The sequence below is a fragment of the Acinetobacter sp. Root1280 genome (assembly GCF_001425285.1).
Classification (GTDB): domain Bacteria; phylum Pseudomonadota; class Gammaproteobacteria; order Pseudomonadales; family Moraxellaceae; genus Acinetobacter; species Acinetobacter guillouiae.
Map to the genome: position 1 here is coordinate 159,466 of NZ_LMED01000029.1, position 20,095 is coordinate 179,560.

The window sequence follows — 20,095 nt, forward strand, 5'->3', positions numbered from 1 at the left end:
AATAAGAAGAGCGCTTAGGCGCTCTTTTTTTTGTATTCTGATCAAGCTTATAAAATCTACAGTTCTGATTAAATCTTATCAATTGAGCTAACTATACACAGTTTTTTTCTAACGAAAACCAAATAAAAAAATAAATAAAAGTAAATGCGAACAAAGCTATAATCGAGTTTTTGAACATAAAATAAATGCTTAAATTGATCTACTACGTTCCAGAATCACACCTTGAAGCAACCAAACTTGCAATTTTTAAAGCAGGAGCGGGTGGTATTGGCGATTATGAACATTGTGCTTGGCAAGTGTTAGGAACAGGACAATTTAAACCGTTAAGTGGTGCAAAGCCTTTTATAGGCGAGTTAGATCATTTGGAGCAACTGCCTGAATGGCGAGTGGAAACCATCGTTCCTGAAGATAAGGCAAAACAAGTGGCAATCGCTTTAAAAGCAAGTCATCCTTATGAAGAACCTGCTTTTGAGTTTATTCAAATGGTTGATATTGAATAATAGTTTAAAAATCTCAACCCTCTTTTGAATAGAGAGGGGGTATTGATTAGCTAAAATTAAACTTTTTGAATAAACAAATCACGATCAAAACGGTATTGTGGGAAGAATACGCCATCTTCAGCACGTTCACCGGCACTAATCACCATGACTGGAAATTCTTTATCACCTAGATTGAGGATCTTGCGAACCAAAGGTTCATCAAAACCTTCCATCATGCAACTGTCAAAACCGTAAGCACGTAAAGCCAATACCAAGTTTTCACAAGCCAAGGCTGTCGTTTTACTGGCCCAAAGCTTTGCATCAGCTGGGTTAAACGCAGTCACAGGGAGTTGTTTATCTAAAGTGCGTGCAACTTTAAAAGCCACTTTTTTAAAGTTACCTAAAGCATTGAGATAACCTGTTTTATAGTTATATGCGATAAATTTATAATATTGTTTTACCGCTCTTGGCGCTTCAGGCATGGGGAAATGGGTTAAATTGTTTTTTGCCATTTCATCAATACGGTCAATACGTGCCACACATACAATCAGTTCTGCTGCTGTTTTTGCTGATAATTGGCTTAAACAAGCTTTGACTAATTGTTTCTTTTTCGCTTGAGACTGAACCACATAGAACGTCCAAGGCTGTAGATTTGATGAGTTTGGTGCCAATAAAGCTAAATCTAAACAAGCATCTAAAACATCGGCAGGAATTTGCTTTTCAGTGTATTTACGTACTGAGCGACGACTTTCTATGACTTTACGGAAATTTTCAATATCGATATCTTGTGGTGCGGGTTCATAATAGCGCTTCTTGGTCGTTGTATCTTGTGACATGATCTTTACCCATAATTAAATGAACTGTTTTATTGGATTCAAAATGACCAAAGCCACTGAATAATACTCATGCAGTGGCTTTGATCAGATTCACTCACTCAATTAATTAAATTGAGAGAAATTTGGCTTACGCTTTTGCATAAATGCAGCAACGGCTTCAGCCATTTCAGGTGATTTAACGCGTTGCATAAAGATCACCGCTTCATCATCCACGCATTGAATAATCTCTTCAAGATTATGTTTCATTAACGCTTTGGTTTGCTTGATCGAAGCCAATGGAAGTGCTGCAAGGGTTTGTGCTTGATGTAAAGCGTGACCATATACATCATCTTCAATACTATTGATTAAGCCAGCATTGAGTGCTTTTTCACTGTTAAATTTTTGCGCAGTTAGCAGCAATTCAGCCGCTTTATGATATCCCGCTTGTTGAATCAACAGTTTGCTTGAAGCACCCTCTGGAGAAAGTCCTAAGCTGACAAATGGAATTTGGAACAGGGCTGTATTGTCTGCATAAACGAGGTCAGCATGTAAAAGTACTGTTACTCCGATCCCAATCGCTACACCGCGGACTGCACAGATCAATGGTTTAGATAAACGTGCAGCAGATTTTAATAATACAAATGGAGGGCCATCACCTTCTTTACCTTCAAGTGGTTGTTGAATGAAAGCCATAAAGTCTTTCATATCATTACCCGCACTAAAGTCAGCATCTGCACCACGTAAGATCACCACACGAACATCACGATCTTGATCAGCTTCATCTAAGGCTTTTGCAATCCATAGATACAATTCACCATACAGTGCATTTTTTGCTTCTGGTCGATTAATTGCTAAAGTCAGTACACCATTCTCTAAATTTGCGTTTAAATGTTGATGTGGCTGTTGAATACAACTAAGTGTCATCGTACTATCCTTGCTTTAAAATTTAATTGGATTTTATGCCCTCATTATGTCGCATATTTGAAATTCTGTTGCAACTGATGAGTTCATAAAAAATTACTTTTATGACTTATAAATTTGATTATCTTGTTTATATTGGACGTTTTCAGCCCTTTCATCTCGCGCATATGCAAACCATTAAAATTGCATTACAACAAAGCCAATATGTAATTTTGGCCTTGGGTTCTGCGCAAAATGAACGGAATACTAAAAATCCTTTTCTGGCATCAGAACGGGAACAAATGATTTTGTCTAATTTTTCTGAAGCGGATCAAAAACGAATCAAATTTGTACATGTTATTGATGTTTATAATGATACTAAATGGGTAGAGCTGGTTAAGTCCTTGGTCAATGCTACTGTTTTAGAGACCGATAAGATTGGTTTAATTGGTCACTTTAAAGATGATTCATCTTATTACTTAAAACTATTTCCAGAATGGCAAATGGTTGAACTGGATAGTTTAGTCGGCTCTATTTCTGCGACCCCGTTACGTGAAGCGTATTATCGTGGTGAAATTTATCAGGTCGAATTTCCTTTGGGCACAGCGGAGTTTTTAGAGAAATTTCAAAAAACGGAAATTTACCAACAATTAAAGTACAAATACCAAACGCAAGACAAATCAAATCTTTAATGTTTTTTGTGTGCATTGCAATACACTGAATAGAAATATATAGAATATGAATGGAGTATTGCATGCAGTTTAAATCAGTCATTATAAATGGGGCGTTATTGGGTAGCTTTGTTATTTCGATTTCAAGTTATGCCGCGTCTTGGACATTGACACCCAATAGTGATGTTGGATTTCATATCGACTCATTGGGTATGAACATTGTCAAAGGGCAGTTTAAACGTGTTCAATCTTCTCTTAACTTTGATTCGAGCACTCCGCAAAAGGCATCTACTGAATTTGTGATGGATGTAAATAGCCTAAGCATTAATAAATCTTCCTTGAAAAACATGATTATGGGTGAAGACTTATTTTACGCTGCTAAATATCCTTCCGCTTCTTTTAAAAGTACGGCATTTAAACCGCTTGCTAATAATAAATATCTAATTTCAGGTAATTTAACCTTGCGTAATGTCACTAAGCCTGTAACTTTTAATGCGACAATTAAACCCAATGTAAATAATTCAAAATTGCTGGATTTTAGTTCTACTACAGTCATAAAGCGTAGTGATTTCGGAATGAAAAAAGCTGTGGGTGGCGTTGGAGAAAAAGTGAATATCCAAGTGTCTGGGCAGTGGAAAGCACAATAGAAAATATCAGACCTAGAAAAGATCAAAGATAGAAAAGATCAAAGATAGAAAAGACCAGGGTGCGGTATTTTTTTTAATCTCATCGTTATTTCGAGCCAGTTTTTTGAGTCTAATATTTTAGATGTTCAATTAAAAAATCAATGAATAAGCGGATGTGTCGTTGTTCATATTTATTCTTAGGATAAAGCAGGGAAAATTGCCGTTGAGTGCCTGAATATTGTTGTAGGACTTCTACCAGCTTTCCTTGTTTTAAATCATTTTCAATAATAAAACGACAGGTTTGCAATAGGCCACCACCATGTTGAGCTAAGGTAATGGTCGCTAAAATATCTTCACTGCAATTCAAGTGTCCTTGCGTTTGAATCTCTACAACTTCATTTTCAATGAGCATAGACCAAGGCACTTCTTTTCCTGTGCTAGGTAAGATAAATTGAATACATTGATGATGCTGTAAATCGGCAATCTCAGTAGGTGTGCCATGTTTCTTTAAGTATTCAGGAGAGGCGACAATCAGCAAGTCGGCTTTTTCTAAACAACGAGCAATTAAATTGGATTCAGGCACGTTACGGCCCCGAATTGCAAGATCAAAACCTTCCGTAATGAAATCTACATTTTTATTGGTGAGCTGTATATCCAAGTTAATTTCAGGGTAAAGCTGCTGAAATTTAGGTAAGAGAGGTAGAACTCTAAAGTGACCAAAAGGTGTCGGTAAACTCATCCTGATTGTTCCAGAAGGTTGAGCTGATTTATTTTTTAATCTTAATTCAACCTCAGCAATTTGTTTGATTGCCTGCTGACATTCTAAGAAATATTCCTCACCCGCTTGGGTTAAACGAACATTGCGTGTTGTTCGATTAAACAGTTGAATTCCTAAGCGACCTTCTAAACGAGCAATTGATCGACTTACCGCTGCGGGTGTTAAACCAGCTTGATAGGCAGCCTTGGAAAAACTTCGCTGTTCTGCAACGAGACAAAATATTTCAACACTACTCAACATTGTTCGTTTTAATGTTGTGTTCATTATATACACCATGTAATAACTGAATTGATATTATGAGTATTTATTGTTCATGATGTTAAGAATAGCATGAAGTTAAAGCAACTTAAGGAATAAGTAGATGCAACTTTTTTACACAGCGGGTGCATGTTCACTTGCGCCTCATATCGTATTACAAGAAATTAACCAAGATTTTAATTTAGTGAGTGTTTCTTTTAAAAATCATCAGACGGAACAAGGTCAGGATTTTTTGAAAATTAACCCGAAAGGCCAAGTGCCATTTTTAATCAGTGATGATGGTTTACATTTGAGTGAGGGTGCGATCATTAGCCAGTATTTGGCTGAGGCTGCTAAACGTAGTGATTTATTACCTACATTTGGCGATTTAAAGCGCTATAAAGTATTGGAGTGGATGAACTACATTAGTTCGGAATTACATAAATCGTATGCACCATTTTTTCAAAAAGGGTTTGATGATACGAGTAAAAATATTTTCAAAGAGAAATTATTAAAACAATACACATGGGTAGATGAGCAAATTCATGATTCGGAAAATCTGTTGGGGCAAGCATTTACCATTGCAGAGATTTACTTATTTGTTGTGACTCGTTGGGCAACATTTATCAATTTGGACTTAAGTCATTTGAAATCTTTACAAGCTTTTATGGAGCAAATGCAACAACATCCATCTGTACAAAAAGCAATGCAAGCTGAAGGTCTTCTTTAGGAGAAACATCCATGCCATATATTCTAATTCAAGTGACAGATGAAGGGGTGACTCAAGCGCAAAAGAAGCAATTGATTCAAGGTGCAACTGAGTTGTTGGTGAATGTGTTGAATAAGGATCCTGCACAAACATTTGTAGTGATTGATGAAGTGCATACCGACAATTGGGGGGTGGCAGGGCAAACTGTAACAGAGATACGCCAAAAATCATAAAGACAATGGAGAGTGTATTATGGCTAAAACATTAGAGGATATACAGCAACTTATTCAATTGTATTTTGACGGTTTATACAACTGTGATATTGCTAAATTGCAGCGAATTTTTCACGCTAAAGCATGTTATGTTTCTGCAGTTGAAGAGCCACTGGTTATTTTAACGATGTCTGAATATTTTGCTATTGTTGAAAAGCGCATTTCTCCTTCATCTTTAAAGCAAGTAAGAAAAGATAAAATTTGTTCCATTCAAATACTGAGTGAAACTACCGCAGTTGTAAGCTTGGAATGTGTCATTGAACCAAAGTATTTTTATGATGTTTTAACATTGGTTTTTAGTGAAAATCGCTGGTGGATTATTTCTAAAGTTTTTCATTATAAATTATTAGGGTCTGATGACAATTCGTCTAAGTTTGCGACTACGTGTGTTTTTTAGGCGATACTAGGCGCGAAATACGAAATTTAGTCATTCTAAATGAGTAGTTCGTAACGACGTAGCGGCAAAAAACACGCTAGTCCCGAAGGGTTGTGGCTAAAATTATCTCAGCGCTTCTAGAAAGATTAATCCAAAATAGATTGAGTATTACTAATTAAATCCAATGTGAGTTTTTCCAGTTGTTTAGATTGTTGTTTCCAATGATGCCAATATAGATGTAAATCAGTTCTTGCTTTAGGCATGATTTCAAGTAATTGTCCTGTTGCTAATTCTTTTTGAATTTGCATTTTAGGCACCATGCCATAACCTAAATCGAGCAAAATTGCATCCACAAAAGATGTTGCAGAAGGAATAAAGTGGCATGGATAACTGTTTGGCATCAAGCCAAAACCGTGTTGTAAAACTTCAGCATGTACATGGTCTTTATCATTAAAAATAACAGCAGGGATATGCCGTAACGTTTCACGTTGAATGCCATGCTGAAAGTAAGTGTGGATAAAATTCGGTGTAGCAACCATCCTATAAGTCATTTTACCTAAATGAATCGCCTCACAGCCTTTCATTGGTTTCGATTCGGTCGAGATACAGGCATTGACCAATCCCGCTTCAAGAAGGTGATGGGTTTGGGTTTGATCATCAATTTTTAAGTCTATAACAATTTTTTCTGTGAGTAAGGTGTGTTGAATTGTGGGTAATAGCCACGTCACCAATGAATCGGCATTTGCCGCGATATTTAATTTAAAAAATTGTGATTGCGAGCTTTGCCCTTGAAGATTTTGAATTAAATTTTGTTCCATCAAGCGATGATGTTGCAGGAAAAGTAACACTTCCTGACCTGCTAGAGTGACTTTACATGGTCTTTCTCGAATAATCAGCACTTGCCCAAGTTGTTTTTCCAAAGTTTGCAAACGTAGTGTTACCGCTGATGCTGTGATATTCAAACGAATAGCAGCTTGCTCAAAGCTACCAGTTTCGGCAACCGCTAGAAATGCTTCACTATGCTTACTTTGTAACATGCTGATCCTCTAAAAAAATGGGTGTTTTTTATATAAAGATATAAGTTCTTTTAAAAATGTCACATCATGATTAACTAAGAAAAACTTAGCTAAGATGATATTTATTTATAAATACTCATTTAAAGAGATAAGTTTGGATAATAGCACAGTCCATTCAAAACTTTAAAAGTGTAGTTTTAAAATGTTGCAAAGTTATATGCAGGGGTTGGCTGTTGGGTTTAGCTTGATTATTGCAATTGGCGCTCAAAATGCTTTTGTACTCAAACAAGGTTTAAAAAAGCAACATGTATTTTGGGTCTGTGTTGTTTGTGCCGCATCTGACTCGATTTTAATTTTATTGGGTGTACTGGGATTTTCAAAAGTCATTCAAACGCATCCAGAGTTTGTCGATTGGGCAAAATATTTTGGAGCGACATTTTTATTGATCTATGGGGCGCAACATTTTCTACAAGCTTTTAGAACATCGACAGGTTTAAAACCAAGTGAAAAAAATGAATCCAAGCTGATGAAAATGCTTCTGATTTGTTTAGCTTTAACTTGGCTTAATCCACATGTTTATTTGGATACAGTGGTTTTAATTGGTTCTATATCGACAAAGTTTGAAACTACCGCACTTTATTTTGCGATTGGTGCAGTAACAGCATCGTGGTTATTCTTCTTTAGCTTAGGTTTTGGTGCACGCTTTTTACTCCCGGTTTTTCAAAATCAACGCTCATGGCAAATATTAGATTTTATTATTGCATTGGTTATGTGGGGAATTGCAATCTCTTTGCTGCTTTGATTGGCATTGTTGGATTAAGTCAGAGTAATGATCTTTTTATGAGGAAAGAGGAAACAATCTATATCGGGCTTGAGGATGTTCTCAATAAGAACATTTAAAGTCCCTGACACGTTTTAAGTCACGTTAACTTTAAAGCGAGTAGGGACTTTTGCAGTTAAGCTTTTTGTAGTGCTTTTAAGTCTTCTAAAACTTGTTCAGCATGTCCAGCCGCTTTAACTTTACGATACTCTTTAACCAGTTTGCCTTGATGGTAAATAAATGTTGAGCGCTCAATCCCCATCACTTGTTTACCATACATATTTTTTTCTTTAATTACATCAAAGTGTTTACATAATACTTCTTCTTTGTCACTGATCAGATTAATGGTCAATGCTTGCTTTTCAGTAAAGTTTTGATGTGCTTTTACAGAGTCACGAGATACACCAATGATGGTGGTATTTAAAGCGTCAAATTGATCTTTTATACAAGAGAAACCAACCGCTTGAGTGGTACAGCCAGGTGTAGAATCTTTTGGATAAAAATATAAAACTAACCAATCTGTAGAGAGCTCAGTGAGGTTGATTTCACCCGTAGTCGTAGGGAATTTCTGATTTGGAAGTTGTATTTGTTCAGTCATTGTTTGTCCTTAAATGCTGTTGTGTTTAAGTTCAAGTGCTAAAAAGGCATAATTTTCATGATACAGAATATCACCTTTATGCAGTAAAAGTGGCTTTTTAAAAATTGGACCATCGATCAGTGTGGTATGAAATTCACCAGCTTCACCACATGGATCGATCCCACGTGCGATTAATTCATTCACAAAATCAGCTGTTAAAATTCTACCCAAATCTTCAACCCGCATACCGAGGTTTAAATTAATCGTCACAATGATGCTGACAAAACCCAGTTGAATAAATTCACCCACAATGTCGAGCCGTGGTTTTTGCCATAATGGCATGCATAACTGTAATTGGCTTTGCTCACAGACAGATTGGTTCCATTGCGCATGTCCAATCAGATCAATATCACCTGTAACAAGTGCTTCTGCACCCAACTGTTTGGCTTGATTGAGAAGATTTACAAATTGATGTTCATAGTCATTCCACGTGGCTGATGCTTTAAGTATAGGTAAACCAATCAGCTCGGCTTGAGAATCAATGATATCAAGCGGCATGGCATGAGAACGAGATCTTTGTCCATGTTCTTCTAACATGACAATGAGAGCTACGGCTTGCCCATTTTGCAAAGCGAGATATAAAGCTAGGCTACTATCTTTCCCGCCACTATATGAAGCAACAAATTTTTGTTGCTGTATCACAGTATTCCATTGGTCCTGCATATGGTTTTGTATCATCCAATTATAAAAAGAGCCTGCATAAGCAGGCTCTTTGCAACAAGAAGAAATTATTTCTTCGCTTGTGCAGCTTTCATTGCTTCTTCAGTTAAGGCTTTTAATTTACCTGTTAACTGAGGACCAAAACATGTTTGAAGGTCTTGGTTATTTTTTTGAACGAAAGCAAGTGTTGCTGGGCTTTTCTTTTGGTTAATGGCACTTTGGATTTGCCATTTTTGATCGTTGGTTAACTTACCATCAGATTCAACAGCACAGCTACAGTATTTGCTTACTTCAGCAGAAGTTAATTTACCACCTTTAGCTGTTTCTGTTTTACACACGCCAATAAGTGCAGATTTAACATTTGCGCTTTTATAGGCTTGTTGAACTGCATTTGATTCAGCAGCAAAAGCCGTAGATCCCATTAAAGCCGAAGCTGAAAATAAAGCAGAAAGAATAAGACTTGATTTTAAATTTTTCATAAACAGTACCTTGTTATTGCGGTATATAACGTGTTGGGTCTGCAATACCTGCATCCTTAAAACCTTCTTTACGAAGTCGGCAGCTATCACATTTGCCACAAGCACGTCCTTGGTCATCTGCTTGATAGCATGAAACCGTTTGACTATAGTCTACGCCATGTTCGATGCCTAAGCGTATTATATTCGCTTTGGATAAATGTAACAGAGGTGTTTCAAACTTAAGCGGTTTTCCTTCTACACCGACTTTCGTTGCAAGACGAGCCATGTTAGCAAAGGCCTCGATAAACTCTGGGCGGCAGTCAGGATATCCTGAATAATCAACAGCATTGATGCCAATCACGATCGCTTGAGCATCAAAAACTTCTGCTGCTGCAAGTGCATAAGACAAGAAAATGGTGTTACGTGCTGGAACATAAGTTACAGGAATACCATCTGTTTCATGATCAGGGACATCAATGTTAAGGTCTGTAAGCGCTGAACCACCTAAATTACCTAAATCGATATTAATCACACGATGTTCTACACCTGCACGTTGCGTTAAAGCGCGGGCTGCATCGAGTTCAGTGGTAGAGCGTTGACCATACATAAAACTTAGGGCAATACAGTCATAGTTTGCTTGAGCCCAAGCCAAACACGTCGTTGAGTCTAAGCCACCAGATAATAAGACTACGGCACGAGGGCGCATATCCAACTCTCCAAATATTAATAATTGACGATAAATTTAACGACCAGTTTCATCGTTCCAAAGCAATTTATGTAATTGCAACTGGAAGCGAACAGGGAGATGGTCTTCTAAAATCCATTGTGCTAAATCACGAGCAAGCTGAGGCAAACGTGCCGCACCTTTTTCCACTGCAAAAGCAGGAGAAAACCATACTGTGCTGACTTTTTGCTCTAATGCGTATTGTTCAACTTGCTGTTTAGACCACTCATAGTCTTCACGATTACAAATCACAAATTTGATTTGATCATGTTGAGTTAAATGATCAAAGTTGCTGAGTAAATTTCGTGCAACTTCACCCGAAGTTGGGGTTTTTAAATCTAAAACTTTTGAAACACGTGGGTCGACTTTAGAGACATCTAAAGCACCGCTGGTTTCTAAAGAAACTTCACAACCTAAATCTGCCAAACGTTGCATTAAGGGTAAGGCATTGGGTTGGGCGAGCGGTTCGCCACCTGTGACACAGATATAAGGAGTTTTATAATCTAATGTTGTTTGAATTATTTGGTCAAGCGATTGGCGTTCGCCACCTTCAAAAGAATAGGTGGTATCGCAGTAGGTACAGCGTAATGGACAACCCGTTAAACGAATAAAAACAGTCGGTAAACCCGCAGTGTTGGCTTCACCTTGCAATGAATAAAAAATCTCCGTGATACGCAGCCCCGCAGACGGATCAGAAACAGGAATAGTCGAAGAACGAAGAGAATTCATGAAATTTACCACAGATTACAAAATGAAAAATCTCTACGATCACGATTGACCGTAGAGATGAGAAGCGATTGCTACGCTAGATAACTAAAATTCCACGAGGGAATATAAATTAGTCTTCGCGAAGCAATTCGTTCAAGCTTGTTTTAGCACGCGTTTTAGCATCAACTTTCTTGACAATAATTGCAGCATATAAGCTATATGTACCACATTTAGATGGTAGGCTGCCTGAAACAACGACAGATCCAGCTGGTACACGACCATAATGGATTTCACCTGTTTCACGGTCAAAAATCTTAGTCGATTGACCAATGAATACGCCCATTGAAATAACTGAGCCTTCTTCAACAATCACGCCTTCAACGATTTCAGAACGTGCACCAATAAAGCAGTTATCTTCAATGATTGTTGGGTTTGCTTGAAGTGGTTCAAGAACACCACCAATACCTACACCACCTGAAAGGTGAACATTTTTACCGATTTGAGCGCATGAACCTACAGTCGCCCATGTATCAACCATTGTGCCTTCATCTACATAAGCACCAATGTTTACATAAGAAGGCATCAATACGACATTTTTCGCTTGGAAAGAACCTTTACGCGCAACAGCAGGTGGTACAACACGTACACCAGCAGCTTTAAATTGTTCTTCAGTCCAACCGGTAAATTTAGTTTCTACTTTGTCATAGAAACGAAGATCACATGATTCAATTGGCTTGTTATCGTTTAATTTAAAAGACAATAAAACAGCTTTTTTCAACCATTGGTGAACAATCCATTCACCGTCAATTTTTTCAGCTACACGAAGTGTACCGTTATCTAAGCCAGCAATGGCTTCTTCAACAGCTTGACGTACTTCAGCAGGACAATCTACTGCTGTAAAGTTGGCACGGTTTTCAAACGCTTGTTCAATGATCGTTGAAAGCTGAGACATGATCTTCCTTCCCAAAAAATTTTAAAAGATTCTACACCAAATTCGACTCAGATTAGATATAAAATCTAGTTTCAATCGAAAAAACTAATCTTATAATTTAAAATAAAACAACCAAATAAGTGAATTGTTAAGTTTTTATTTAATTTATTTCTTTTAAAAACAACAATTAATATCCAATTGTATCAAAAAATAACAAAAAGTAATCAATTTCTCTATTAATTGTGAAGAACGAATCACATATGATCGTTTTGAGTCCAACACATTAATGATTAAAGAACAAACTCTATTTTTTGAGGAGACATAAATGAAAGTGTTAAAATTATTGGCTGTTACAGCTGCATTATCTGCTTCTGGTTTAGCAATGGCTGATGGGTCTGTTGTTGACCAAGGTTATGCATTTGAAGCAAACCAATTAATCCCTACAGGCGCTCGTCTTGAAGTCGGTACAACTGGTTACGGTGGTGCTTTACTTTGGACTGCTAACCCTTATGTTGGTTTAGCATTGGGTTATAACGGTGGTGATATTTCTTGGTCTGATGATTTAAAAATCAATGGATCTAAGTATGACTTAGACATGGACAACAAATTAGCGTATTTAAATGCTGAGATTCGTCCTTGGGGTGCAAGCCAAAATGTTTGGGCACAAGGTCTATATGTTGCTACTGGTGTAGCTTATATCGACAATGATTATGATGTGAATCGTAATATTGGTCGTAATGCATCATTTAAAGTTGATGGATCACGCTTTAACGCTGGTTTAAATGATAATGTATCAATTAAAGGTAACCAGAAATATGATAATGATATCGCCCCTTATGTAGGTTTTGGTTTTGCTCCAAAAATCAACAAGAATTTCGGTGTATTTGGTGAAGTAGGTGCTTACTATACAGGTAATCCAACAGTACAACTTGTTTCTAGTAACCCTGGGTTAATTGGTGATGATGGTCGTACGTTAGGTCAAGCAACTAGAGCAGAAGCGGATAAAATCAGTAACGATGACAAATATAAATGGTTACCAGTTGGTAAAGTGGGTGTAAGCTACCACTGGTAATTTATTGATTATCATGTAATAAAAAACGAGCTTCGGCTCGTTTTTTATTTTGAACTTGGTATTTTTGATAGCTGAATTGAATTTTTAGATGAATCAAAAGCGATAGCCAACTCGAATTCCATGTGCAAAAGCATCATTATGGCCCACTTCAGATAAAGTTGAATTTTGGATAATTGAAGTATTGGCATCTAAGTCGCTAACTTTTGCTTTATTGAATTTAAAATATTTAACACCATAAGAAATAAAGCTCTGCGGATTGATGTTATATAAAGCACCCAAGCCTAAAGCATAAAAGCCATCAGAAGGATTTAAGCTTCCAGCGGGATTAGCATTGCCTGAGTCCCATGAAATATCTGTAGTGGCAACCCATTGTTGTGAAAATATATGCGCAAATCCAAGCTTTGCAGACCATTGATCCTTGTTGTAATCAATCAAATTAAAAGGTTTGATGAGTTCAGGGTATTGTTCAGCAGCAATCTTAACCACTGCACCAAATTGTCTAGGTTGAATTTCAAAATCTTTCCAATTGACCCACCTCAAATTGCCATAAAGAATATTCGATGGCGTTAAACCTGTTTGAAGATCCAGATTGACGGATTGAGGTGTGGTGATTTGTGTTTTAGCGAAAGGAATAATACTTAAAGTTTGCTCTGCCACATCCTCAGTGATTGCAGATTGATGATTGATCTTGGAACGATAGGTAATCGCAGTTTTTACTGCATACTCTGGAATTTGATAGCTTAAACCTGCAAGCCAACCATGACCTGAACTTTGTTTTAGCTGTGCATGATAGCCACTCATCGCTGAATAGTTTGCTCCAAAGACTTTGAGTTCACCCTCGAACTGTTGATAAATGCCGCCAGCATATATATTCCAATTCGTATTAGGTTGATAACCCAAGAGTATCGAAAGATTTTGGCTTTTAAAATTAAATTGACCCGATTCTAAAAGTTGCTTTCCAGCAAAGCTCTGTGGGCGATATTCATAACTAAGATCAACACCATAAGGCTGATCATAAATCAGTCCAAATGAAAGTTGTGGGGCCATTTGCAGTTTTGCAGCAACATTGACAAAATGGTAGTTATTTACAAGATTTCCCGTTGAAAAATCTTGAATGCCGAGTTGTTTGAATTGCTCATGTTGAGGTAGTTGCCCTGAAACATCTGCATAGAGCTCTGCATAAGACAATTCTACATAATGATTTGGTTCTAAAAAAGCAAGGATAGACTGGTCAGATTTCTCCATACCTGCGGCATGGCTAAAAAGAGGAACAAAGCTTCCAAGGGTTAAGCCCCAAGCAATAGAATTCATTCATTCCCCCCGAAATAAATTGATCAGTGATAAAGTTAAGACTAAATTTTATACTAAAAAGGCATGCTTAAAATAAAATATTAAATAAAATCAAATAGATTAATTATTCTTAAGAGTTTGTGTTTTATTTTTAAATGATAAAAAAAGAGAGCCGTAGCTCTCTATCTTTGATCGTCATGACTATTCGATGGTTTATTTATTGACGATTTATTCCTTGATGACTTAATTTCTTTCTTAATCATTTATCTCAAAGTTTAATCATCAGGATACGCAATTTTTTTCAATGCTTTGATATCGGCTTCCGGTGAGCAGAGTGAAATAAACTCATAGCCATAGCCACGAAGTAAGTGGCCTTTACGAACCGCAATCCATGTCGTATTTAAACCAAAAATATCAGTATCGATTTGTTTTAGACGTTTATCGCGTTCTGTGTCATAAGCGACATCATTGACAATACCAACACCCATTCCCAGTTCAACATAGGTTTTGATCACATCGGCATCCAGTGCTGACATGACGATATCTACATCTAAATTGGCATCTTCAAATGCTTTATCAATTTTAGAACGTCCTGTAAAACCACCATGGTAGGTGATAATTGGAAATTCAGCCAATTTTTCTAAGGTAATCTCTTTAGGATTAAGCTTAGTCAGAGGGTGATCTTGTGGCGTAATAATACTGTGTTTCCAGTTATAGAAAGATACACTGCCCAAATTATCTTCAGTGGTTAGTGATTCAGTTGCAATACCGATATCAGCCAAACCAAGCAATAACATTTCAGATATTTCAACAGGGCTGGCTTGTTGCAAAATCAAATGAACTTTGGGAAATGCTTTTTTAAATAAATTAACAATCGGTGGTAACACATAACGTGCTTGTGTATGTGTTGTTGCGATTGTAAGCGTACCTTCATCAACTTTATTAAAATCATCGGCAAGACGTTTAATATTGTCAGCATCAATAAGCATGCGTTCAACAATACTCAACAATGCTTGACCAGGTTCTGTCAAACCTAATAACCGTTTGCCTTTACGAACAAACAGCTGTACACCCAATTCATCTTCTAAATCTTTAATATGCTTACTGACACCAGATTGTGAAGTATAAAGTGCAGCAGAGGCTTCGGTTAAGTTGTAATTTTGACGAACTGTTTCTCGGATAATTCGTAATTGTTGAAAGTTCATGATGTTCGATACCTCAAATGTGGATGAATAGGGGGTAATATTCATCCTGTCGTCGATTACGCGACTTGATTTTCAAATAGGTGAAGTGTAGATGCACTTACCCAAACTGTTTGATTTGGTCGATATTGATGTAATTTTGCTTCATCAGGATTTAAAGCAATTTCAATCAGTTGTCCTTGACGATCTTGTAACTCTGCCATGACTTTACCCGCAATCCACAACTCACGTAAGAAGGTTGCTTGAATTGTATTTTCAGTCGGTTGCGTGTGAATTTTCAATTCATTTGGGCGGGCAAAGGCAATCACTTTACCATTTGCGGTTTGCGTAGCAGAAGGCAGTTGGATGCGATCTTCACCAATTTGAATGATGCCTTGATGGTTTTCACCTTCAAAACGGTTTGCTTGACCTAAAAAGTCAAATACAAACGGGGTTGCAGGCTTTTCATAAACTTCACGCGGTGAACCAATTTGTTCAATATCACCTTTGTTCATCACCACGATTTGATCAGCAACTTCTAAGGCTTCTTCTTGGTCATGGGTTACAAAGATTGACGTGATATGTAATTCATCATGTAAAGTCCGTAACCAACGGCGTAATTCTTTACGTACTTTGGCATCCAATGCACCAAAAGGTTCATCTAAGAGCAATACACGTGGTTCAACAGCTAAGGCACGTGCCAATGCAATACGTTGACGTTGACCACCAGACAATTGCGCTGGATAACGATCTGCCAAGAAACCAAGTTGTACCAAATCCAATAAACGGGTAACACGTTTTTTGATTTCAGTTTCATTTGGTCGAGTCGCCTTTGGACGAACACGTAAACCAAATGCAACATTGTCATAAACAGTCATATGACGGAACAGTGCGTAATGCTGAAATACAAAACCGACTTGACGTTCACGTACGTGAATATTGGTTGCATCTGTACCTTCAAGGATAACTTGTCCTCTATCAGTCGATTCTAAGCCGGCAATAATACGCAGTAATGTGGTTTTACCACAGCCAGAAGGACCAAGCAGGGCAACCAATTGACCTTCTGGAAAATCTAGCGATATGTTTTTAAGTGCATGGAATGCACCGAAGTTTTTTTCAATATTTTTAACTTGAATACTCATGTGCAATTCCTTAAGAAACAGTTGATTCTTTACTTTCGCGATCTTGTTTTTCTTGGCGATATTCAACCCATGTTTTTAAAATCAAGGTAATGATGGCCAAAAATGCTAACAATGTTGAGACGGCAAAAGCAGCACTAATCGAATTTGGTTCGTTATATAAAATTTCAATATGCAACGGCAAGGTATTGGTTTCACCACGAATATGACCTGAAACCACAGATACTGCACCGAATTCACCCATGGCACGTGCATTACACAAAATCACGCCATAAATGAGACCCCATTTAATATTTGGAATGGTAATTTTCCAAAAGGTTTGCCAACCTGAAGCACCTAGCACAATTGCAGCTTCTTCTTCTTCTGTTCCTTGTGCTTCCATCAATGGAATTAATTCACGTGCAACAAAAGGAACAGTAATAAATACAGTTGCGAGGATAATGGCCGGTGTCGCATAGAGGATTTTAATATCATGTTCAATTAACCATGATCCAATCCAACCTTGTGAGCCAAAGATCAAAACCAGCATTAAACCAGCAATGACGGGTGAGACTGAAAATGGTGTATCAATAATGGTGGTTAAGAATGATTTTCCACGGAAATTAAACTTGGCAACACACCATGCTGCTGTAACACCAAAAATCACATTCAAAGGTACTGCAATGGCTGCAGTCAATAATGTGAGTTTGACCGCAGACAGGGTATAAGGATCAACCAGTGAAGCAAAGTAGACTTGAATCCCTTGTTTAAATGCTTCAACAAAAATAAGCACCAACGGTAGAATTAAGCAGCCTAAAAAGAAAATCAGACCAATAATTAGTAGGGTATTACGTACCCAGGCAGGTTCACGTGTCGCATCACGAGATTGCAGTTTTTCAGCCAAAGCATTGCTGTTGGTATTTAAGCTCATCGTGCGGTTCTCCCTGTACGGCGACTTGCCCAAGCTTGTACCAAGTTAATCAGGAACAAGATAAAGAAAGAAATCACCAGCATCACCACTGCAATTGTCGTCGCACCTGCATAATCATATTCTTCAAGACGGGTAATGATCATTAATGGAGCAATTTCAGTTTCGTAAGGAATATTGCCTGCAATAAAGATGACTGAACCATATTCACCCACACCGCGAGCAAATGCCAATGCAAAGCCAGTCAGTAAGGCCGGAAACAAAATCGGTAAAATGATTCTTGTCACGATCTGAAAACGATTTGCACCCAATGCAGAAGCGGCTTCTTCTAGCTCAGTTTCAAGGTCACTTAAAACTGGCTGTACTGTACGAACCACAAAAGGAATACCAATAAAAATTAAAGCAAGCGTAATACCTAGTGAGGTATAGGCAATTTTAATCCCTAAAGGCTCGAGCAAGTGACCAATCCAACCTGTTGATGCATATAAAGAGGTTAACGCAATACCTGCGACCGCTGTAGGTAATGCAAAGGGTAAGTCCACCAATGCATCTACTATACGTTTACCAGGAAATGAATAACGGACTAAGCACCAAGCCAATAAAAAGCCGAAAATGACATTGATCAAGGCTGCAATCAGGGCGGTGGTAAAACTGAGCTGTAATGATTTTAAAATACGTTCAGAGCTCAAGATTTCCCATAAACCATCCCAACCTACGCCTAATGATTTTATAAATACGGCAGACAGTGGTATCAGTACGATTAATGATAGATACGCTAGGGTGAAGCCTAGTGAAAGACCAAAACCTGGCAGCACTCGGGATCGCTGCGACATGATGACTCCTCAAAAGAGAGAAAGCTTATTGAAATCAATAAGCAAATTTAAAACGATTTTGCAAGCTTAAAAGGCAATGATTAAATTGCAAATTTAAATAACAACTTGTTGTCATCAGTATTACTGATAAAGAAGTTTTGCTTATCAAAAATTAAATGATCATAAATTTCAGGAAAGTGTCCAAAGCCTGATGCAACATTGATATGCCCAACCTGACCTAAATTTCGAGGCCTAATTTTCCACGCTTTCGCAAGCTTCTGTGCATCTTCAAAATTTAACCAAGGATCATTTTCAGAAATAATCATTTCAGCAGGGACCGTAATTTTCAACTCATGAAAATAAGCTTCATAGTCACCGATACTGTTTCGAGCAAAACCAGCATCACCAAAACGTGCTGGATTAGCTGGTGCAACTAAAATAATTTTTCTTACTTTAGCTACAATTTCAGGATGCTGAGCCAAAGCAGCAACCGTGGTTAAACATCCGAAACTATGTGCAACAATTTGAACAGGTTGCGTAGCATTGACGACAGTCGCAACAAATTGGGCAATCCAGTCTTTAAGAATAGGTAAGTTCCAATCCTGTTGTTGTACGCGCGAGCAAGACATGAGTTCACGTTGTAATTTAGACTGCCAGTGATCGTAATCACTACCACCAACGCCTGGAACAATAATTGTATGAATCATGTCTATGCTCCTGTTTCCTTTCGCTTAAGTTTATTTTAAACAGTTATTTGCTGCTTGCATTGGCTTTTACGATTTGATCAAAAACACCATTATTTTCAAAATGTTGCTTTTGAACTTTAGTCCAACCGCCAAACTCTTTATCAATTGTGACCAATTTTAACGGTTTGAATGTTGTCGAATACTTTTGCAAAATTGCTGCATTACGCGGACGGTAGAAGTTTTTCGCTGCAATGTCTTGACCAGCAGGTGAATACAGATAATTTAAATATGCTTTTGCTAAGTTTAAGTTACCGTCTTTTTCAGCATTCTTTTCAACAATTGCGACAGGTGGTTCTGCCAAGATCGATAGTGATGGGGTAATGATTTCAAATTTACCTGGTTGTTCACGTGTAGATAAATACGCTTCATTTTCCCAAGCCAATAACACATCACCAATGCCGCGTTCTGCAAATGTCGTCGTAGAACCACGTGCACCAGAATCGAGTACTTTAGTTTGTTTATAAATTTGACGTACAAACTCTTGTGCTTTTGCGTCTGAACCATATTTATGTTTTGCCCAAGCCCATGCTGCTAAATAGTTCCAGCGTGCTCCACCTGAAGTTTTAGGGTTTGGTGTTACAATTTCTACACCTGGTTTTACCAAATCGCCCCAGTCTTTGATGCCTTTCGGGTTACCTTTACGGACGAGGAAAACGATTGTTGATGTGTACGGTGTAGAGTTTTGTGGGAATTTCTTCTGCCAGTCTTTTGGCAATAAATTTGTATTTTGTGCAATCGCATCGATATCTGCGGCCAATGCTAAAGTCACAACATCTGCTTGCAAACCATCAATAACCGCACGCGCTTGTTTACCAGAGCCACCATGTGATTGTTTAAACTGGATGTCTTGACCAGTTTTAGATTTCCAAAACGTTGCAAATTGTTTGTTAAAATTATCGTACAATTCTCGTGTTGGATCATAAGATACATTTAAAAAATCTTTTGCAGCAACGCTGAAAGATGTGGTTGAGATCAGTACTGCTGCCACAGCGAATTTAAGTTTAGAGAACTGCATTTTTTTGCCCCATTTAATTCTGAAGTTCGGTAAGATGGAGTGAGCATAACGCTAGTCTTTATCCATAAAAAATAATAAAAAACGAATTTTATATGAATAAAAGAGAAAAAGAAAAT

Annotated in this window: 25 protein-coding genes; 8 read left to right on the plus strand and 17 right to left on the minus strand. The window is 37.6% G+C overall.

Annotated features, from left to right (window positions below; genetic code table 11):
- The first annotated feature begins 185 nt into the window (after positions 1-185).
- A complete protein-coding gene (locus tag ASC84_RS21040; protein WP_056518150.1) occupies positions 186-500 on the plus strand; it encodes a hypothetical protein in 315 nt (104 codons plus the stop codon).
- A 56-nt stretch (positions 501-556) separates the two neighbouring features.
- Here the strand turns inward: ASC84_RS21040 and ASC84_RS21045 are convergent, their stop codons facing one another.
- Together ASC84_RS21045 and ASC84_RS21050 are read right to left on the minus strand one after the other, a co-directional pair.
- A complete protein-coding gene (locus ASC84_RS21045) occupies positions 557-1,315 on the minus strand; it encodes a nitroreductase family protein (RefSeq protein ID WP_004717220.1) in 759 nt (252 codons plus the stop codon).
- A 102-nt stretch (positions 1,316-1,417) separates the two neighbouring features.
- Positions 1,418-2,218, minus strand: a complete 801-nt coding sequence (locus tag ASC84_RS21050) for an enoyl-CoA hydratase (protein ID WP_004717217.1) — start codon at positions 2,216-2,218, stop codon at positions 1,418-1,420.
- A 101-nt stretch (positions 2,219-2,319) separates the two neighbouring features.
- On the opposite strand from ASC84_RS21050, the gene ASC84_RS21055 reads away from it, so the two are divergent.
- Both ASC84_RS21055 and ASC84_RS21060 read left to right on the plus strand, forming a co-directional pair.
- On the plus strand, positions 2,320-2,886 hold the full coding sequence (locus ASC84_RS21055) for a nicotinate-nicotinamide nucleotide adenylyltransferase (RefSeq protein ID WP_034612542.1): 567 nt from the start codon (positions 2,320-2,322) through the stop codon (positions 2,884-2,886).
- Positions 2,887-2,948: 62 nt separating this feature from the next.
- Complete coding sequence (locus ASC84_RS21060; protein WP_056518152.1) at positions 2,949-3,512, plus strand: YceI family protein; 564 nt, start codon at positions 2,949-2,951, stop codon at positions 3,510-3,512.
- A 109-nt stretch (positions 3,513-3,621) separates the two neighbouring features.
- Here ASC84_RS21060 and ASC84_RS21065 read toward each other — a convergent pair whose 3' ends face one another.
- Positions 3,622-4,533 (minus strand): LysR family transcriptional regulator, encoded by a 912-nt coding sequence (locus tag ASC84_RS21065; RefSeq protein ID WP_004717212.1) that lies wholly within the window; start codon positions 4,531-4,533, stop codon positions 3,622-3,624.
- A 97-nt stretch (positions 4,534-4,630) separates the two neighbouring features.
- Between ASC84_RS21065 and gstA the strand changes: the two genes are divergently transcribed.
- Genes gstA through ASC84_RS21080 form a run of 3 tightly spaced genes read left to right on the plus strand, consistent with a single transcriptional unit; the run spans position 4,631 to position 5,884 of the window.
- Positions 4,631-5,236 (plus strand): glutathione transferase GstA, encoded by a 606-nt coding sequence (gene gstA / locus ASC84_RS21070; protein WP_056518153.1) that lies wholly within the window; start codon positions 4,631-4,633, stop codon positions 5,234-5,236.
- A gap of 11 nt (positions 5,237-5,247) precedes the next feature.
- Complete coding sequence (locus ASC84_RS21075) at positions 5,248-5,448, plus strand: 2-hydroxymuconate tautomerase family protein (RefSeq protein WP_056518156.1); 201 nt, start codon at positions 5,248-5,250, stop codon at positions 5,446-5,448.
- Positions 5,449-5,467: 19 nt separating this feature from the next.
- The gene (locus ASC84_RS21080; RefSeq protein ID WP_056518158.1) at positions 5,468-5,884 is read left to right on the plus strand and encodes a nuclear transport factor 2 family protein; all 417 of its coding nucleotides are present in this window, start codon (positions 5,468-5,470) and stop codon (positions 5,882-5,884) included.
- A gap of 125 nt (positions 5,885-6,009) precedes the next feature.
- Here the strand turns inward: ASC84_RS21080 and ASC84_RS21085 are convergent, their stop codons facing one another.
- Positions 6,010-6,900 (minus strand): LysR family transcriptional regulator ArgP, encoded by an 891-nt coding sequence (locus ASC84_RS21085; protein WP_056518160.1) that lies wholly within the window; start codon positions 6,898-6,900, stop codon positions 6,010-6,012.
- Positions 6,901-7,081: 181 nt separating this feature from the next.
- Here ASC84_RS21085 and ASC84_RS21090 point away from each other — a divergent pair, with 181 nt between their 5' ends.
- Entirely contained in the window at positions 7,082-7,681 is a 600-nt protein-coding gene (locus tag ASC84_RS21090) for a LysE/ArgO family amino acid transporter (protein ID WP_056518161.1), read from the plus strand.
- A 154-nt stretch (positions 7,682-7,835) separates the two neighbouring features.
- Here the strand turns inward: ASC84_RS21090 and ASC84_RS21095 are convergent, their stop codons facing one another.
- The 6 genes from ASC84_RS21095 to dapD all read right to left on the minus strand — a co-directional run bounded on the left by ASC84_RS21095 (position 7,836) and on the right by dapD (position 11,838).
- On the minus strand, positions 7,836-8,297 hold the full coding sequence (locus tag ASC84_RS21095) for a peroxiredoxin (RefSeq protein ID WP_004823156.1): 462 nt from the start codon (positions 8,295-8,297) through the stop codon (positions 7,836-7,838).
- Positions 8,298-8,306: 9 nt separating this feature from the next.
- Complete coding sequence (locus tag ASC84_RS21100; RefSeq protein ID WP_056518164.1) at positions 8,307-8,999, minus strand: diphthine--ammonia ligase; 693 nt, start codon at positions 8,997-8,999, stop codon at positions 8,307-8,309.
- Positions 9,000-9,064: 65 nt separating this feature from the next.
- Positions 9,065-9,475, minus strand: a complete 411-nt coding sequence (locus ASC84_RS21105; protein ID WP_056518166.1) for a hypothetical protein — start codon at positions 9,473-9,475, stop codon at positions 9,065-9,067.
- 13 nt (positions 9,476-9,488) lie between these two features.
- Positions 9,489-10,160: a 7-cyano-7-deazaguanine synthase QueC gene (queC, locus tag ASC84_RS21110; RefSeq protein ID WP_004717194.1), complete on the minus strand. Its 672-nt coding sequence runs from the start codon at positions 10,158-10,160 to the stop codon at positions 9,489-9,491.
- A gap of 36 nt (positions 10,161-10,196) precedes the next feature.
- On the minus strand, positions 10,197-10,907 hold the full coding sequence (queE, locus tag ASC84_RS21115) for a 7-carboxy-7-deazaguanine synthase QueE (RefSeq protein WP_056518169.1): 711 nt from the start codon (positions 10,905-10,907) through the stop codon (positions 10,197-10,199).
- 109 nt (positions 10,908-11,016) lie between these two features.
- Positions 11,017-11,838 (minus strand): 2,3,4,5-tetrahydropyridine-2,6-dicarboxylate N-succinyltransferase, encoded by an 822-nt coding sequence (dapD, locus tag ASC84_RS21120; RefSeq protein ID WP_034612558.1) that lies wholly within the window; start codon positions 11,836-11,838, stop codon positions 11,017-11,019.
- A gap of 304 nt (positions 11,839-12,142) precedes the next feature.
- On the opposite strand from dapD, the gene carO reads away from it, so the two are divergent.
- Positions 12,143-12,889 carry an ornithine uptake porin CarO gene (gene carO, locus ASC84_RS21125; protein ID WP_056518170.1) on the plus strand — a complete coding sequence of 249 codons (747 nt, stop codon included), beginning with the start codon at positions 12,143-12,145 and terminating at the stop codon, positions 12,887-12,889.
- A 93-nt stretch (positions 12,890-12,982) separates the two neighbouring features.
- On the opposite strand, the gene ASC84_RS21130 is transcribed toward carO, so the two are convergent.
- From ASC84_RS21130 to ASC84_RS21160, 7 genes are all read right to left on the minus strand, one after another.
- Positions 12,983-14,200: an OmpP1/FadL family transporter gene (locus ASC84_RS21130; protein ID WP_056518172.1), complete on the minus strand. Its 1,218-nt coding sequence runs from the start codon at positions 14,198-14,200 to the stop codon at positions 12,983-12,985.
- Positions 14,201-14,454: 254 nt separating this feature from the next.
- Positions 14,455-15,384, minus strand: a complete 930-nt coding sequence (locus ASC84_RS21135) for a CysB family HTH-type transcriptional regulator (RefSeq protein ID WP_004717184.1) — start codon at positions 15,382-15,384, stop codon at positions 14,455-14,457.
- Between the two features lie 56 nt (positions 15,385-15,440).
- Positions 15,441-16,502 (minus strand): sulfate/molybdate ABC transporter ATP-binding protein, encoded by a 1,062-nt coding sequence (locus tag ASC84_RS21140; RefSeq protein ID WP_004717183.1) that lies wholly within the window; start codon positions 16,500-16,502, stop codon positions 15,441-15,443.
- Positions 16,503-16,512: 10 nt separating this feature from the next.
- Positions 16,513-17,409 carry a sulfate ABC transporter permease subunit CysW gene (cysW, locus tag ASC84_RS21145; protein ID WP_004717181.1) on the minus strand — a complete coding sequence of 299 codons (897 nt, stop codon included), beginning with the start codon at positions 17,407-17,409 and terminating at the stop codon, positions 16,513-16,515.
- Positions 17,406-18,239, minus strand: coding sequence for a sulfate ABC transporter permease subunit CysT (cysT, locus tag ASC84_RS21150; RefSeq protein WP_004717179.1), 834 nt, complete (start codon positions 18,237-18,239; stop codon positions 17,406-17,408). The genes cysW and cysT overlap by 4 nt, the downstream gene beginning before the upstream one ends.
- 80 nt (positions 18,240-18,319) lie before the next feature.
- Entirely contained in the window at positions 18,320-18,925 is a 606-nt protein-coding gene (locus tag ASC84_RS21155) for an alpha/beta hydrolase (RefSeq protein WP_056518174.1), read from the minus strand.
- A 43-nt stretch (positions 18,926-18,968) separates the two neighbouring features.
- Positions 18,969-19,979: a sulfate ABC transporter substrate-binding protein gene (locus ASC84_RS21160; RefSeq protein WP_004717173.1), complete on the minus strand. Its 1,011-nt coding sequence runs from the start codon at positions 19,977-19,979 to the stop codon at positions 18,969-18,971.
- Positions 19,980-20,095 lie beyond the last annotated feature (116 nt).